The sequence below is a fragment of the Pelagibacterium mangrovi genome (assembly GCF_036662815.1).
Lineage (GTDB): Bacteria > Pseudomonadota > Alphaproteobacteria > Rhizobiales > Devosiaceae > Pelagibacterium > Pelagibacterium mangrovi.
In genome coordinates, this window is sequence record NZ_JBAFXA010000005.1 from 289,356 (window position 1) to 303,285 (window position 13,930).

Sequence of the window (13,930 nt, forward strand, 5' to 3'; positions counted from 1 at the left end):
GCGAAACGCTTTAGGGACGGATGCCCAGCAGCCGCGCCAGCGCCAAAACCAGATTGGATCGGTTGAGCGTATAGAAGTGGAATTCCGTGACCCCGGAATCGAGCAGTTCAGTCACCTGCTCGGCCGCAACTGCAGCCGCCACCAGCGCGTGGGTTTCCGGATCGTCCTCCAGCCCCTCGAAGCGGTCGGCCAGCCATTGCGGGATCGACGCCCCGCACCGGGACGCGAAGCCCGAAATCTGCTTGAAGCTGTGGATCGGCTGGATACCCGGCACGATCGGCGCCGTGATGCCCGCCTTGCGGGCACGCTCGACGAACCGCCAGTAATCGCCATTCTCGAAAAACATCTGCGTGATCGCCCGATCCGCCCCGGCATCGAGCTTGCGCTTGAGATTGTCGATATCGGCATCCCAATCGGCGCTCTGCGGATGCTTTTCCGGATAGGCCGCGACCGAAATATCGAAATCGCCGATCTTGCGGATACCCGCCACCAGCTCCGCCGCGCTGCCATAGCCATCCGGATGAGGCGTAAAGGGCTGCCCCACGCCTTCGGGGGGATCGCCCCGCAAGGCAACGATGCGCCCGATGCCGACCTCCGCATAGCCCCTGACCACAGCGTCCACGTCATCGCGCGATGCGCCCACACATGTCAGATGCGCCGCCGCGGGCACGCCGGTCTCATTGGTGATCCGCGACACCATCCGCAGCGTGCGCTCGCGCGTCGATCCGCCCGCGCCATACGTTACCGAAACGAAGCGCGGCTTGAGCGGGGCCAGCCGCGAAAGACTGTCCCAGAAGCGCTCTTCCATCGCGTCGGTCTTGGGCGGGAAGAATTCGAAGCTCACCTCGATGTCGGGACGTCCATGCTCCGGCTGACGGCTCAGCCGGGCTTCGCCTGTCGCAGCAACCACGATCAGACTCCTTTTTTGTTATGATGTTTTGTCGGTTCGAGCACCCAGAGGCACACCGTCAGCCCGTCCGCGCGCGTCGGCGGAAAGCTGCGGCACGCCTTGACGTCCAGCCCGGAGGCCCGCGCCCAAAGCTCCATCTGCTCGTCGGACAGGCCCAGCCGGCGGTGCGCCTGCTCGGTCCTGAGGAATTCGAGGTCATGGGGCGCGAAATCGACGATCAGCATGCGGCCGTCCGGCCCAAGGCAGGTCCCGGCATGGGCCAGCACCGTGCCGGGATCGTCGAAATAATGCAGCACCTGATGCAGCACGACGAGATCGGCGGCGCCGCGATAATCGTTGAGCTCGGTGATGTCCCCGAGCCGAACCTGAGCATGATCGATATTGGCGGCGTCGAGATTGGCCCGCGCCACGGCCAGCATCTCGCGGCTGGAATCGAGCCCGATCCCCTGCCCGTAAAGATCGGCGAGCAGTTCGAGCATCCGCCCCGTCCCCGTCCCCAGGTCGAGCAGAAAACCACCCTTCTCCGGCCCGGCGGCCTCAACGATAGCCGCCTCCACCGCCGTATCCGACGCATGCAGGCTCCGCAGCCGGTCCCAGCTTTGGGCGATGGTCGCGAAATAGGCGGCCGCCCGTTCGCGCTGGATATCGCGCAGGCTCGTGAGCTTTTCCCTGTCGCGCCGCAATTCGGGCGCCTGCGGATCGACATGCTCCCCCAGCCATTGTGTCAGCGCACCACTGGCGCGCTCGCGGTTGAGACGATAATAAGCCCACGCTCCTTCGGCATGGCGGGTGACGATTCCGGCATCGGCCAGAAGCTTGAGATGGCGGGAAATGCGCGGCTGGCTCTGCCCAAGGATTTCGGTGAAATCCTTGACGCTGAGTTCCCCTTGCGCCAACAACGCGAGCAGGCGCAGCCGGGTGATTTCCCCCGCCGCCTTCAAGAGCAAGACGATGTCCTGCGGTTGCCGCACTCTGCTGTCCACCTTCACTGTCAATTCGAGAGACATAAAGATATCTTTATATCCCCAATGTCAAGGCGCCCCTTCGACGATCGGACTTGAAAAGCGGACAGGCTCGTGCAGATATAAAAATTAATTTACATTAATAATTTTGATTTTCCGGGGGGCGGGAAATGACGGAAATAGGGGCTATTGGCGCGAGCCCGCCTGTTTCGGTACGCGACGGAAGTTCTGCCGTGTTCACCGCAATCGCCGACCCTCATCGCCGGGCCATCGTCGAACGGCTGGCCAAGGACGGTCCCCTGACCGTAGGCGACCTGAGCGCCCCCTTCACGATCAGCGCCCCGGCAATCTCCCGCCATCTCAAGGTGCTCGAAACCGCCGGCGTCCTCAAACGCACTGTCGATCGGCAATGGCGCGTATGTCAACTCGAACTCGACGTACTCCGCCAGGCCCGCGCCTGGCTGGAAACGGTTTTGGTAACCGCGGACTAAGCTGCGGCAGCGCCGCCCACCTCAAGCGGAGCGTCTGGAGACGCCGGAGAGAGCTTCTTTCCAGCGCCTGCCCCTAGCTACCCTTCTCCCCTTGAGGGAGAAGGTGGATCGCCCGCAGGGCGAGACGGATGAGGGGTGCGCTGCGCCGGCCGATGCACACAGCCGCTAAACGCCCATCCCCAGCCTAAGCTAAGCCACAGCTTCCTCATTGCGCCGCCGAAACGCGTGCGAGCGCCAGAGTTCGAAAATCCCCGAAGCTTCGTCCTCGCTCAACGCTTCATAGCGCTTGCGGACGTTGAGAATATCGGCCTGGCTCGGCATGTCGCGCCACGGCAGCACGCCGACGACGGATTCGAACAGATCGGCATCCAGCCCAATCGCCCGCGCCGCAACCGTAAAGGCCACATAATCCTGCATCGCCAGCCATTTGACGACGATTTCAGGCCGCACTTCGAGCAGCATCGTCAGTCCCGCGGCGGTGTGGTGACCGTATCCGAACCGGGTAAAGCGATGCAGCGCCTTGAGGTCGAACCGGCGCCGGTCGGCCAGGGCCTTCACCTGATTCCAGGCGAGTTTCCATTCCTGCGCCGAAAATCCGGCCTGGTTCTTGATGCGATTATAGACCACGGCCTGGACGCGCGATGCGGTCGTCGCGTTCTCGGTCCGCGACAGCAGCCCCAAGCCCTCGAGCGCCCTGACGCCCACCGCCGAAACCTCGGCCCGCACTTCGGCCCAGTCGATTTCACGGCGCCCGCGCAGCATTTGCGCAAAAGCCATATTTTCAAGCGCCCGCTCGGCAATCTTTTCGACGGCCTTGTGGCTCAACCGCGCCTCGTCATTGTTCAGCAACCGGGTGAGCGAGGGCTCGGCGCCGAATGTTGCGATCGCCTCGCCGACCCGGCCCGTCAGCCCCTTGCGGCTGGCAATGGCGACGCGATGGGCTTCGGATTGATGCTCGGCGATCTCGATGAGATCGTCGTCGGAAAGCACGTTCGAGAATTCGAGCAGCGGGCCGGCGACCTCGATGACGTCATTGGCCAGCTTGAGCACCACCGAGCCGGGTGCCCGTTCCAGCGGCGCCAGCAGCTTGGCGACATGGGCCCGTGCTTCGGTCTCGACGATATCGGCAAGCTGGCACAGCACCTCGTCATACTGGGCGACCTGCTCGTCGTCGCACCGGTCGGACACATATGAGAACAATTGCGCCAGATTGCGGATCAGATGATCGCGTTCCGCCGCATCGGCTTCCCCGTTCAGCACCCTGAAATTGGCGAATGCCCTCAGGTTCTCGCTCGCCTCGGTCATATCGGTCTCCCCGGCTTGATGCCGCATATACCGATACCCTGCCAGAGCCCTATTTTCGTTGGCCTGAATGGCGCGCAGGGCTTTTGATTAAAATGCATCCTAAGAGCGCTTCCAGCAAAAGTGGATACCACTTTTGCGGTTCGGAAGCGCGACAAAACAAAGACTTGGAGCGATTGAAGCGATTCGAAGAAACGCTGAAATGCTCTATCGCTTGGACGGCAAGAAAAAAGGCCCGGTTCCTGCGAACCGGGCCTTCCTGTCTTTTATCTCGATCGACCGTTATTCAGCGGCCGAAATCGCGTCGGGACGCTGCTGCAGACCCGCCCGGATCGCGGCGCGCACACCGGCGCCGTATTCGGGGTGAACCTGATCGAACAGCTTGCACTGGCGCTCGACGATCTCGTCGGGCACGCCGCCCATCGCCGCGGCGATATTGGCAAACAGCCGCTTTTTCTGCGCATCGTCGAACAGGTTGAACAGAGCGCGCGGCTGACCGAAATCGTCATTGCCTTCGCGGTGGTTGTACCGGTCGGCATCGCCCGAAATCTTGAGCGGGGGTTCCTGCACCGACTTGTCCTCGGCCGGGCCGCCAAAGCTGTTGGGCTCGTAATAGGCGTCCGGATTGCCTGTCTTGATGCCGCCATAGAAATTCATCTGGCCATCGCGATGGTAGTGATGGACCGGATTTTTCGGCGCGTTGACCGGCAGGGCCTCATAGTGGGTGCCCAGACGGTAGCGGTGCGCGTCGGCATAGGAGAACACGCGCGCCTGCAGCATCTTGTCGGGCGAGTGACCGATGCCCGGCACGATGTTGGACGGAGACATCGCAACCTGTTCGATTTCGGCGAAATAATTGTCGGCGTTGCGGTTCAATTCGAGCACGCCGATTTCGATCGGCGGATACTCGGCATGCGGCCACACCTTGGTGAGGTCGAACGGGTTGTACGAGGTCTTTTCGGCATCGGCCTCGGGCATGATCTGCACCTGAACCGTCCAGCGCGGGAATTCGCCGCGCTCGATGGTCCCGAACAGCTCTTCCTGATAGCTCTCGCGGGTCTTGCCGATAACCTGCTCGGCTTCCTCATTGGTATGGAATTTGTGGCCCTGCTGGGTCTTGAAGTGGAACTTCACCCAGAACCGCTCGCCATCATTGTTCCAGAACGAATAGGTGTGCGAACCGTACCCGTTCATGAACATCGGCGCGACGGGCAAGCCGCGATCGCTCATCAGGATCGTCACCTGATGCAGGCTCTCGGGCGAAAGCGACCAGAAATCCCACATCGCCGTCGCCGAACGCAAATTGGTCTTCGGGTGACGCTTCTGGGTGTGGATGAAGTCGGGGAACTTCAGCGGATCGCGCACGAAGAACACGGGAGTGTTGTTGCCAACCAGGTCCCAATTGCCTTCTTCGGTATAGAACTTGATGGAAAAGCCGCGCACGTCGCGCTCGGCGTCCGCCGCGCCCATCTCACCGGCAACGGTGGAGAAACGCAGGATCAGCGGCGTTTCCGAACCCGGCTGCAGCGCCTTGGCGCGCGTGTATTTGGAAATGTCGCCGGTGATCTTGAGCGTACCGTGAGCGCCCCAGCCCTTGGCGTGCACGACGCGCTCGGGGATGCGTTCGCGGTTCTGGTGGGCCAGCTTCTCGATGAGCTGGTAGTCCTGCATCAGCACAGGACCGCGCGGACCTGCCGTAATCGAATTCTGGTTATCCGGAACGGGGGCGCCAGCGCTGGTTGTCAATGTCGGTTTGTCGGACATGAGGCCTCCTAGTTTGTATCGATTCTAAAGAGATGGGTCTTCGTACCCCCCTTCAGCCAATTATGCAAATTGATAAAACTGACACATGTGATAAGTTCTTCTAATGAACTCGATCTCGCTCCGTCAGCTCCAATACGTTCAGGCCATCGCCGAAGAGGGCCATTTCGGCCGGGCGGCCGCCCGCTGCCACGTCACCCAGCCCGCCCTCTCCCAGCAGATCAGGCAACTCGAAGACCGCTGCAACGCGCCGCTCTTCGATCGTATGGGAAAAACGGTGAGCCTCACCCCCTTCGGCCGCGAGTTCCTCGCCCACGCCGGCCGCGTCCTCAACGCCGCCGCCGATCTGGAAACCTTTGCGGACATGTCGGCCGGCCAGCCAGCCCGCCCGCTGCGCTTCGGCCTCATCCCCACCGTCGCTCCCTATCTCCTCCCCGAAATCCTGCCCGCCCTGAACGACGGATTGGCCGGCATCGAATTCTCAGTCAACGAAGGCAAGACCGATCGCCTCGTGTCGGCCCTGGCAGATGGCGATATCGACGTCGCCCTCATCGGCACCGATCTCGACAAAAGCAATCTCACCTCGGTCCCGCTCTTTGCCGATCCCTTCGTGCTCGCCACCCAGCGCGGAGCCGCCCTCTCCGATCCGGTTAACCTCACCAATCTGCCGCGCGACAAATTCCTGCTTCTTGAAGAAGGCCACTGCCTGCGTGACCAGATGGTCGATGCCTGCGCCCTCAAGCCCGATCTCCAGGGCCGCACCTTCGCCGCCACCTCGCTGACCACAATTTTAGAGCTCGTCGCCAATGGCTATGGCGTCACCCTGCTCCCCGCCATCAGCCTGCGCCGCGAGGGACACGACAAGCGCATCGAATTCCACACCCTGCGCGCGCCGGGCGCCGCCCGTCTCCTGCGCCTCGCATGGCGCACCAATTCGCCCTATGAATCCCTCTTCCGCACCATCGCCGAAATCGTCACTCGCGTCGGCGAGGCAAGCTTGCGCACCGATCTAGGCTAGCCGCACGCGGCGCTCTTTCCACGAGCCATACGAAAAGACCGCCAGCGACACCCAGATCAGCCCGAAGCTGACCAGCCGCATCGGCGTCAGTTCTTCCCCGAAAACGAAAACGGCGGTCACGAACTGGAGCGAGGGCGCGATGTACTGGAACATGCCGATGGTCGAAAGCCGCAACTGCCGCGCCGCGAACGCGAACAGCACCAGCGGGATCGCCGTCAGCGGCCCGGTGAGGATCAGCAGCATGGTCGTCGTCGGATCGGCGTAGAAATCGGGCGCCGGCCCGGTCAGCAGATAGCCGATATAGATGGCGCTGAGGGGCACCAGAACCAGCGTCTCGATGGCCAGCCCCGCCGCCGAACCCACATTCACCGTTTTGCGCATATAGCCGTAAAACGCGAAGGTCAGCGCCAGCGTCAACGCCACCCACGGAATTCCGCCCAGCCCGACCGCCTGTATGGCGATGGCGATAACCGCGATGCCGATGGCCACCGCCTGCGTGCGGCTCAGCTTCTCCGACAGCAACAGCATGCCGATGGCAACGCTCATCAGCGGATTGATGAAATACCCAAAGCTCACTTCGAGCACCAGGTTGTTGCCGACCGCCCAGATGAAAATCAGCCAATTGGCCGCGATCAGCACCGCCGAAATGCAAAGGGCAAAAATGGTGCGCCGATCGCGCAGCGCCGCCCGGACTTCTCCAAACTGGCCGCGAGCCCAAATGATCAGCCCCACAAACACCAGCGAACACAAAATGCGGTTGGCCACGATCCCCACGGAATCGACATGGGCGAGCTGCTTGAAAAAGATCGGCAGCACGCCCCACAGCGTATAGGTCGCCAGCGCCGCGATGACGCCGAGGCGAACATTGTCGTCCGGCCCCGTGGGACGGGGAGACCGCACGCCCTTGGCGGCGGGAGCGCCTTCGATCGATGTCATGGGGAGGCCTTTGCAAGAGTCGTAACGTCCGACACTATCCCCCCGCGCGCTCTGCCGCCAGCCAGAGTTTGTGATCGAACCGATCAGCCTTCGTTGTCGTCCTGCCCCGTCAGCATGGCGAGGAATTCGAGCAGCAACGGATTGAACAGGTCGGGCCGCTCGAGGCTGGGCAGATGCGCCGTGCCCTCGATCACCACGGCAAAGGCGTTCTCCATCTCCTCGGAAAGGTCGTCATGGCGGTTGACGATATGGGGAAAATCGAGATCGCCCGCCACCAGCAGCGCTGGCGTATCGATTTCGGCGACATGGTCGTGAGCAGGCGCCGGCTTGTCCTCGCGCGTCAATTGCGGCTTGCGCAAAATATTGCCGTTCATCGCCTGGAACAACGCACGGATATCGCCCGAAACCCGCCCGCTCGCCGAAAGCGGGCCGTCGAGCCACGCATGGGCGTCCACCGCGTTGATCGCGTCGAGGTCCCCGCTCTCCTCGACCGCCTCCATGGCATTGGCGATGGTCATGATTTCCGGCGGCAGCCGAGGCACCTTGGCGCCGCTGATCGAGGTGCCGATCAGCACCAGCCCCGCCACCCGTTCGGGATTGGCGAGCGCGAAATCGATCGCCAGCGCCCCGCCCAGCGATGCCCCCACGAAAACCGCAGCATGAACATCCAGCGCCTCCAGCACGGCCTCGAGGTCTTCCAGATGCGAAAACCCTTCGTCGGGCGAATTCGTCTCCCCAAACCCGCGCCGATCATAGGCGATACCCCAAAACCCGGCGGCCGCCACCGCTTCGAGCTGGTTCTCCCACATGCGCCGGTCGCAAACCCCGGCATGCAGAAACACCACCGGAATCCCCTCCCCGGCTTCCAGCCCGGCGAAAACCGCATCGTCGATTTCAAGGGAGAAGGGCTCTGTCATTTCATGATCCTAGAGTGCGGTCGGGAAAAGTTGAAGACATGACATCCAGAAATGCGGGTCAGTGTTTATCTCGGGGTGACACGCGAGTGGATAAAGGCACGGCACTGCCCAAAACTCACCTTGTCATTCCGGGATTTATTCCCGGAATCCAGTGCCGCACCAGCCAAGGCTTCTGAATGTCGCTCCAACAAAAAAAGGCCGGGGAATATCCCCGGCCCATTCATGAAGCGATTCGAATACTTTATCGCGTCAGCGGCTTGTAGCTCACCCGCTTGGGGTTGACCGCATCCGGCCCCAGCCGCCGCACCTTGTCGGCCTCGTAATCCTGGAAGTTGCCCTCGAACCATTCCACATGGCTGTTGCCCTCGAAAGCCAGCATGTGCGTGGCCAGGCGGTCGAGGAACATACGGTCGTGCGAGATGATCACCGCGCAACCTGCGAACTCTTCAAGCGCTTCTTCCAGCGCAGCGAGGGTTTCGGTGTCCAGATCGTTGGTCGGTTCGTCGAGCAGCAGCACGTTGGCGCCCGATTTCAGCATCTTGGCCAGATGCACCCGGTTGCGCTGCCCGCCCGAGAGCGTGCCGACCGGCTGCTGCTGGTCGCCGCCCTTGAAGTTGAACGAGGACGTATAGGCCCGCGAATTGACCTCGCGCTTGCCCAACTTGATCACCTCATTGCCGCCCGAGATTTCCTCCCAGACGGTTTTCTTGGGATCGAGCGCGTCGCGGCTCTGGTCGACATAGCCCAGATGCACGGTTTCGCCCACGGTGACCGTGCCGCCGTCCGGCGCATCCTGCCCGGTCAGCATCTTGAACAGCGTCGATTTGCCCGCGCCGTTGGCGCCGATCACGCCCACGATACCGCCCGGCGGCAGCTTGAAGGTCAGCCCGTCGATCAGCAGCCTGTCGCCGAAGCCCTTGGAGAGGTTCTCGACGTCGATGACATTCTGGCCCAGCCGTTCTCCGGGCGGAATGATGATCTGCGCCGTGTTCGACTGCGTGCGCGCTTCGTTGACCTTGACCAGTTCGTCATAGGCCCGGATACGCGCCTTGGATTTGGTCTGGCGCGCCTGCGGCGACTGGCCCAGCCATTCCTTTTCGCGCTCGAGCACCTTGGCCCGCGCCGCGTCCTCGGATTTCTCTTGGCGCATGCGCTTGGCCTTGGCATCGAGATAGGCCGTGTAATTGCCCTCGTACGGAATGCCCCGCCCGCGATCGAGCTCGAGAATCCAGCCCGTGACGTTGTCGAGGAAGTAGCGGTCGTGGGTGATGATCAGTACCGCGCCGGGATATTCGCGCAGGTGCTTTTCCAGCCACGCCGTCGTTTCGGCGTCCAGATGGTTGGTCGGTTCGTCGAGCAGCAGCAGGTCGGGCTGGCTCAGCAGCAACTGGCACAGCGCCACGCGGCGCTTTTCACCACCCGAAAGATTGGTGACGCTTTCCCCACCCGGCGGGCAGCGCAGCGCCTCCATGGCCATCTCGACCTTGGAATCGAGATCCCACAGATCTTCGGCGTCGATCTTGTCCTGAAGCTTGGACGCTTCGTCGGCCGTCTCGTCCGAATAATTCATCATCAATTCGTTGTAGCGATCGAGGACGGCCTGCTTTTCCTTGACCCCGATCATGACGTTGCCCTTGACGTCGAGCTGCTCGTCGAGCTGCGGCTCCTGGGGCAGATAGCCCACTGTCGAGCCATCGGCGGCCCAGGCTTCACCGGTAAATTCGGTGTCGATCCCGGCCATGATCTTCAAAAGCGTCGACTTACCGGCGCCGTTCGGACCCAGAATACCGATCTTGGCATCGGGGTAGAACGAGAGGTTCATATTGTCGATGACCTTCTTGCCACCGGAATAGGCCTTCGACATGCCGTGCATATGATAGATGAATTGACGCGCCATAAAGCGAGAGCCTCTTGCAATTCTCATGGGAGATACCGGCGCCGTATGTAGGCCAACCCGCGCAAGGGTGCAATGGGAGGACGAGCAAAGCCCATCATAGGCGCCCCCTTCATCCCCAACCTCAACCCCCCTTATCCCCTTGAGGGAGAAGGTGCCCCGAAGGGGCGGATGAGGGGTGCGCTGAGCCAGCGACACACACAACCGCCAGAAGCACCCCAACCGCCGTCACCCCAGGTTTATCCCGGGGCAAGGTACACTCGCCGTCCTCGGCCCCTTCTCCAACACAATGCCAAGCGCCCACGCCACCGCAGGGACTGCCCACCCCTCAGCACTTGCCAAGCGCCCCCCTTCTCCCCTTGAGGGAGAAGGTGCCCCGAAGGGGCGGATGAGGGGTGCGCTGAGCCAGCGACACACACAACCGCCAGAAGCATCCCAACCGCCGTCACCCCGGGTTCATCCCGGGGCAAGGTACGCTCGCCGTCCTCGGCCCTTCTCTCAAAACCCCACCAGCCCCCATTGTCTTCCAGCCGTCTCATATCGATGCCAGACTAGGGCGTTTGTAGCCGTTATCCCCAAAGGTGCCGCCATTTTCGCCCAGCCCCGCGCCCCGCTCTCGCTTTCGGAATTTTTCGCACCCGGCGACCGCCCGCTCCGCCCCGGCCAGCGCGCCGAATTGCGCACCATCGATATCGATGGCGGCAACGAGACCGTCGTGCTCATCTCCGATCAGGTGATCGAGGCCCCCAATTGGACGCCCGACGGGCAATGGCTGATCTTCAACGCCGGCGGCGAACTCTGGCGTATGCCCGCCGATGGAAGCGCCGAACCCGAGCAGATCGACACCGGCACCATCCGCCGCCTCAACAACGATCACCTGCTCTCGCCCGATGGCAGCACCATCTACATGAGCAACAATGACGGCCACCTCTATGCCGTACCGATCACCGGCGGCCAACCGCGCAAGGTCTCCAACAGCCATTCGGGCTTCTTCCGCTATTATCTCCACGGCATCTCCCCGGACGGAGAAACCCTCGTCTATGTCGCCATCGAAGGCGAAGAGCCGCGCCGCATCAATATCTTCACCATCCCCGCCGCCGGCGGCCCCGACACCCGCCTCTCCGACATTCCCCAGCCCAATGACGGCCCGGAATTCTCCCCCGATGGACAGTGGATCTATTTCAACTCAGAGCGCGGAGCACGAGCGCCCGGCCATGCGCAAATCTTCCGCATGCGCCCCGACGGCACCGGAAGCGAGCAACTGACCCACGACGAACGCGTCAACTGGTTCCCCCACCCCTCCCCAGACGGGCAATGGGTCGTCTATCTCAGCTATCCCGAAGGCACGCTCGGCCATCCCGCCGACAGGCACGTGCTTCTGCGCCGCATGCGGCCCGACGGCAGCGAAACAAGCGATATCGCCGCCTTCTTCGGCGGACAGGGCACCATCAACGTCAATTCCTGGGCACCTGACAGCCGCCGCTTCGCCTTCGTCGCCTATCCGCACGACGGCTGATCCCCCGTGATGAGAAGGTGATTTCGGACTACACCGGAAGTCCGATCGATGCTTGTCCGAAACGATTCGCCCATGCCCACCACCGCTCGCCCCTCGCCTGTCCATCTTCTCCTCGCCTTCGCGAGTGGCGGGCTGCTCACACTGATGGTCGATTTCAACGGCCTCGTGGGCCTGCATGGCGGCGCGCTGTATTCCTCATGGGTCGCCCACGGAACGGGAACTGTCGCGGCCATCGTCTTTCTGGCTCTCCTGCGGTTCCTTCCGGACGGCCCGCCCAAATCCGACAGACCCCACGCGCCGCTCTGGGCCTATCTGGGCGGCGTTTCGGGCGCCGTCACCGTCATGCTCACCTCCACGGCGGTCAATTCGCCGCTGGCCCTCTCAGGCACTCTCGCCCTGGGACTTGCAGGCCAGGTGCTGTTCTCGCTGGCCGCCGACCGCTGGGGCCTGTTCGGCCTCCCCAAACGCATCCCCCGGCTCAAGGATTTCGCGGCGCTCGCGCTGATCTTTGCCGGTTCGATGATCATCATCTTCGGTCAGGGATAAAACGATGACCGACGCCATTCTCTTTGCCCTCCTCGCCGGCATCCTCGTTTCCCTCTCCCGCCAGCTCAACGGCAGGCTTGCACTGTCGACCACGGCGCTCATCGCCTCGTTCTGGAACCATGTCGTCGGCTTCGTCGTCTTGACGGCGCTGGGGCTGGTCATCGGCGGGCTCTGGCCCCAGGGTGCGCTGAACGCTCCCTGGTATGCCTATCTGGGCGGGGTGATCGGGGTAGTTTTCGTTGCATCGGGAAGCTGGTTGATCGCGCGGATCGGAGCCATCAACACCGCCATGCTGGTCATCGGCGGCCAGATGGTCTCGGGCGTGTTGCTCGATCTGGCGCGCGGGGCGACGAACAATCTGGCGCTGAACCTTCTGGGCGTCGCCCTGATCATCGCGGGCATGGCGCTCACGCAAAAACGGGATTAAATACCGCCAACCCGAAACGCTCCAGCCAGGGCTTCGCCATGTTTCAAACCATACTCGTCCCGGTCGCGGGATTGATGATCCTCATTGCCGCCCTCAAGGGCCTGCTTCCCCACGCCAAATTGCGGGAGCGCTTTTATTCGGCCTTCGCCGGCGGCTGGTCGGGTTTTGCCGTCGCCCTCTATCACCCAGCATGGCTGGGCCGCTTCGCCCCCATGGGCTGGGTCCACAACCCGATGCTCGTCATGGTCTTCGGCCTCGGCCTCCTCGCCCTCGGCGTGTTCGGCGCTTCGATCCTCATCGGCGACAAGTAAAAATATGCCCGGCGGACGCTATCGCCCGCCGAGCAGGTATCATTAGTTCACATAGACGTTGAGAGTCGTACCCGACTGAACGATCCCCAGGATATCGGTCGCCGAATAGGACGACTGACCCAGCGCCATGCTCAGCGCAGGGACCGAGGGAGCGACAGTGGCGAGAAGCCCGGTCCCCAATTGGCCATCCAGACCGGGGCAGAGCGATATGGGAATGAACTGCACATTGCCCGCGCTCGCCCAATTTGAGACCGCCCGCGTCGAGTAGTTGATCGACGCAAGTTGGCCGAACAGTTCGGTGTCGGTCCCCACGCACGAGGTGCCAGAGGTCCGGCCTTCGGCGAGAACCCCGCCTCCGCCGCCATTGCCTCCACCGTTACCGCCCCCATTGCCACCACCGGGGCCGTTGCCCCCCCCATCGCCGCCGCCGGGACCGTCACCGCCCCCACCGGGACCGCCGTTATCGTCGTCATCATCATCGTCATCATTATTGCCATTTCCGCCCAGGCCGACATCCACATCGGCATCTACCAGACGGTCACCGCCGACGGTCGCATCGACATTGGCGTTGAGTCCGTCGCTGCCACCGACATTGGCATCGACGTCGGCATCGACGAGCCTCCCCCCGCCGCCAACATTGGCATCAACACCCAGATCAACACCATCATCTCCGAGCACGTTGACGTCGGTGTCGAGATCGAGTCCATCGCTGGCGTCGAGATCCACATCGGCTTCCACGATACCCAGATCGAGATTGAGTTGAGCCCAGGCGGGCCCGGCCGACAGACACGCCGCGACCAGCGCGACGACGGATATGCCACGATATTTGCGCATACTAGCCTCCTTGCGTTGCACAATGCGCTACCCCGACAAAATCGGGGTAACATAAGGGCTCCGAACGTCACACGCTCGGGGCCCAACGCGGGAGGTGGCCACCTA

Annotated in this window: 14 protein-coding genes; 6 read left to right on the plus strand and 8 right to left on the minus strand. The window is 62.6% G+C overall.

What is annotated here, in order from left to right; translation table 11 throughout:
- Positions 1 to 10: 10 nt before the first annotated feature.
- Both metF and V4T21_RS10960 read right to left on the minus strand, forming a co-directional pair.
- Positions 11 to 910, minus strand: a complete 900-nt coding sequence (metF, locus tag V4T21_RS10955; RefSeq protein ID WP_332716465.1) for a methylenetetrahydrofolate reductase [NAD(P)H] — start codon at positions 908 to 910, stop codon at positions 11 to 13.
- A gap of 2 nt (positions 911 to 912) precedes the next feature.
- Entirely contained in the window at positions 913 to 1,917 is a 1,005-nt protein-coding gene (locus V4T21_RS10960) for an ArsR/SmtB family transcription factor (RefSeq protein WP_332716467.1), read from the minus strand.
- Positions 1,918 to 2,042: 125 nt separating this feature from the next.
- On the opposite strand from V4T21_RS10960, the gene V4T21_RS10965 reads away from it, so the two are divergent.
- Positions 2,043 to 2,363: an ArsR/SmtB family transcription factor gene (locus V4T21_RS10965; protein WP_332716469.1), complete on the plus strand. Its 321-nt coding sequence runs from the start codon at positions 2,043 to 2,045 to the stop codon at positions 2,361 to 2,363.
- Positions 2,364 to 2,552: 189 nt separating this feature from the next.
- Here V4T21_RS10965 and V4T21_RS10970 read toward each other — a convergent pair whose 3' ends face one another.
- Positions 2,553 to 3,668 (minus strand): DUF2336 domain-containing protein, encoded by a 1,116-nt coding sequence (locus V4T21_RS10970; protein ID WP_332716471.1) that lies wholly within the window; start codon positions 3,666 to 3,668, stop codon positions 2,553 to 2,555.
- A gap of 279 nt (positions 3,669 to 3,947) precedes the next feature.
- Positions 3,948 to 5,429, minus strand: a complete 1,482-nt coding sequence (locus V4T21_RS10975) for a catalase (protein ID WP_332716473.1) — start codon at positions 5,427 to 5,429, stop codon at positions 3,948 to 3,950.
- Between the two features lie 103 nt (positions 5,430 to 5,532).
- On the opposite strand from V4T21_RS10975, the gene V4T21_RS10980 reads away from it, so the two are divergent.
- A complete protein-coding gene (locus V4T21_RS10980) occupies positions 5,533 to 6,444 on the plus strand; it encodes a hydrogen peroxide-inducible genes activator (protein ID WP_332716475.1) in 912 nt (303 codons plus the stop codon).
- Here the strand turns inward: V4T21_RS10980 and rarD are convergent.
- The 3 genes from rarD to ettA form a co-directional block, all read right to left on the minus strand.
- Positions 6,436 to 7,380, minus strand: coding sequence for an EamA family transporter RarD (gene rarD, locus V4T21_RS10985; RefSeq protein ID WP_332716477.1), 945 nt, complete (start codon positions 7,378 to 7,380; stop codon positions 6,436 to 6,438). The genes V4T21_RS10980 and rarD overlap by 9 nt on opposite strands.
- Positions 7,381 to 7,463: 83 nt before the next feature.
- Positions 7,464 to 8,297, minus strand: a complete 834-nt coding sequence (locus V4T21_RS10990) for an alpha/beta fold hydrolase (RefSeq protein ID WP_332716479.1) — start codon at positions 8,295 to 8,297, stop codon at positions 7,464 to 7,466.
- Positions 8,298 to 8,538: 241 nt separating this feature from the next.
- Complete coding sequence (gene ettA / locus V4T21_RS10995; protein ID WP_332716481.1) at positions 8,539 to 10,194, minus strand: energy-dependent translational throttle protein EttA; 1,656 nt, start codon at positions 10,192 to 10,194, stop codon at positions 8,539 to 8,541.
- Between the two features lie 673 nt (positions 10,195 to 10,867).
- Between ettA and V4T21_RS11000 the strand changes: the two genes are divergently transcribed.
- The 4 genes from V4T21_RS11000 (at position 10,868) to V4T21_RS11015 (ending at position 12,991) form a co-directional block, all read left to right on the plus strand.
- Complete coding sequence (locus V4T21_RS11000) at positions 10,868 to 11,707, plus strand: TolB family protein (RefSeq protein WP_332716484.1); 840 nt, start codon at positions 10,868 to 10,870, stop codon at positions 11,705 to 11,707.
- 72 nt (positions 11,708 to 11,779) lie between these two features.
- The gene (locus V4T21_RS11005) at positions 11,780 to 12,253 is read left to right on the plus strand and encodes a DMT family transporter (RefSeq protein ID WP_332716486.1); all 474 of its coding nucleotides are present in this window, start codon (positions 11,780 to 11,782) and stop codon (positions 12,251 to 12,253) included.
- A 4-nt stretch (positions 12,254 to 12,257) separates the two neighbouring features.
- Positions 12,258 to 12,680: a DMT family transporter gene (locus tag V4T21_RS11010; RefSeq protein ID WP_332716489.1), complete on the plus strand. Its 423-nt coding sequence runs from the start codon at positions 12,258 to 12,260 to the stop codon at positions 12,678 to 12,680.
- Positions 12,681 to 12,718: 38 nt separating this feature from the next.
- The gene (locus tag V4T21_RS11015; protein WP_332716491.1) at positions 12,719 to 12,991 is read left to right on the plus strand and encodes a hypothetical protein; all 273 of its coding nucleotides are present in this window, start codon (positions 12,719 to 12,721) and stop codon (positions 12,989 to 12,991) included.
- Positions 12,992 to 13,033: 42 nt separating this feature from the next.
- Here the strand turns inward: V4T21_RS11015 and V4T21_RS11020 are convergent, their stop codons facing one another.
- Positions 13,034 to 13,825 (minus strand): hypothetical protein, encoded by a 792-nt coding sequence (locus V4T21_RS11020; RefSeq protein ID WP_332716493.1) that lies wholly within the window; start codon positions 13,823 to 13,825, stop codon positions 13,034 to 13,036.
- Between the last annotated feature and the right edge of the window lie 105 nt (positions 13,826 to 13,930).

Excerpts from the sequence above, each read along its gene's own strand:
- V4T21_RS10960 (WP_332716467.1), bottom strand. The coding sequence starts at position 1,917 with ATGTCTCTCGAATTGACAGTGAAGGTGGACAGCAGAGTGCGGCAACCG.
- V4T21_RS10965 (WP_332716469.1), top strand. The coding sequence starts at position 2,043 with ATGACGGAAATAGGGGCTATTGGCGCGAGCCCGCCTGTTTCGGTACGC.
- V4T21_RS10970 (WP_332716471.1), bottom strand. The coding sequence starts at position 3,668 with ATGACCGAGGCGAGCGAGAACCTGAGGGCATTCGCCAATTTCAGGGTG.
- V4T21_RS10975 (WP_332716473.1), bottom strand. The coding sequence starts at position 5,429 with ATGTCCGACAAACCGACATTGACAACCAGCGCTGGCGCCCCCGTTCCG.
- V4T21_RS10980 (WP_332716475.1), top strand. The coding sequence starts at position 5,533 with ATGAACTCGATCTCGCTCCGTCAGCTCCAATACGTTCAGGCCATCGCC.
- rarD (WP_332716477.1), bottom strand. The coding sequence starts at position 7,380 with ATGACATCGATCGAAGGCGCTCCCGCCGCCAAGGGCGTGCGGTCTCCC.
- V4T21_RS10990 (WP_332716479.1), bottom strand. The coding sequence starts at position 8,297 with ATGACAGAGCCCTTCTCCCTTGAAATCGACGATGCGGTTTTCGCCGGG.
- ettA (WP_332716481.1), bottom strand. The coding sequence starts at position 10,194 with ATGGCGCGTCAATTCATCTATCATATGCACGGCATGTCGAAGGCCTAT.
- V4T21_RS11005 (WP_332716486.1), top strand. The coding sequence starts at position 11,780 with ATGCCCACCACCGCTCGCCCCTCGCCTGTCCATCTTCTCCTCGCCTTC.
- V4T21_RS11010 (WP_332716489.1), top strand. The coding sequence starts at position 12,258 with ATGACCGACGCCATTCTCTTTGCCCTCCTCGCCGGCATCCTCGTTTCC.
- V4T21_RS11015 (WP_332716491.1), top strand. The coding sequence starts at position 12,719 with ATGTTTCAAACCATACTCGTCCCGGTCGCGGGATTGATGATCCTCATT.
- V4T21_RS11020 (WP_332716493.1), bottom strand. The coding sequence starts at position 13,825 with ATGCGCAAATATCGTGGCATATCCGTCGTCGCGCTGGTCGCGGCGTGT.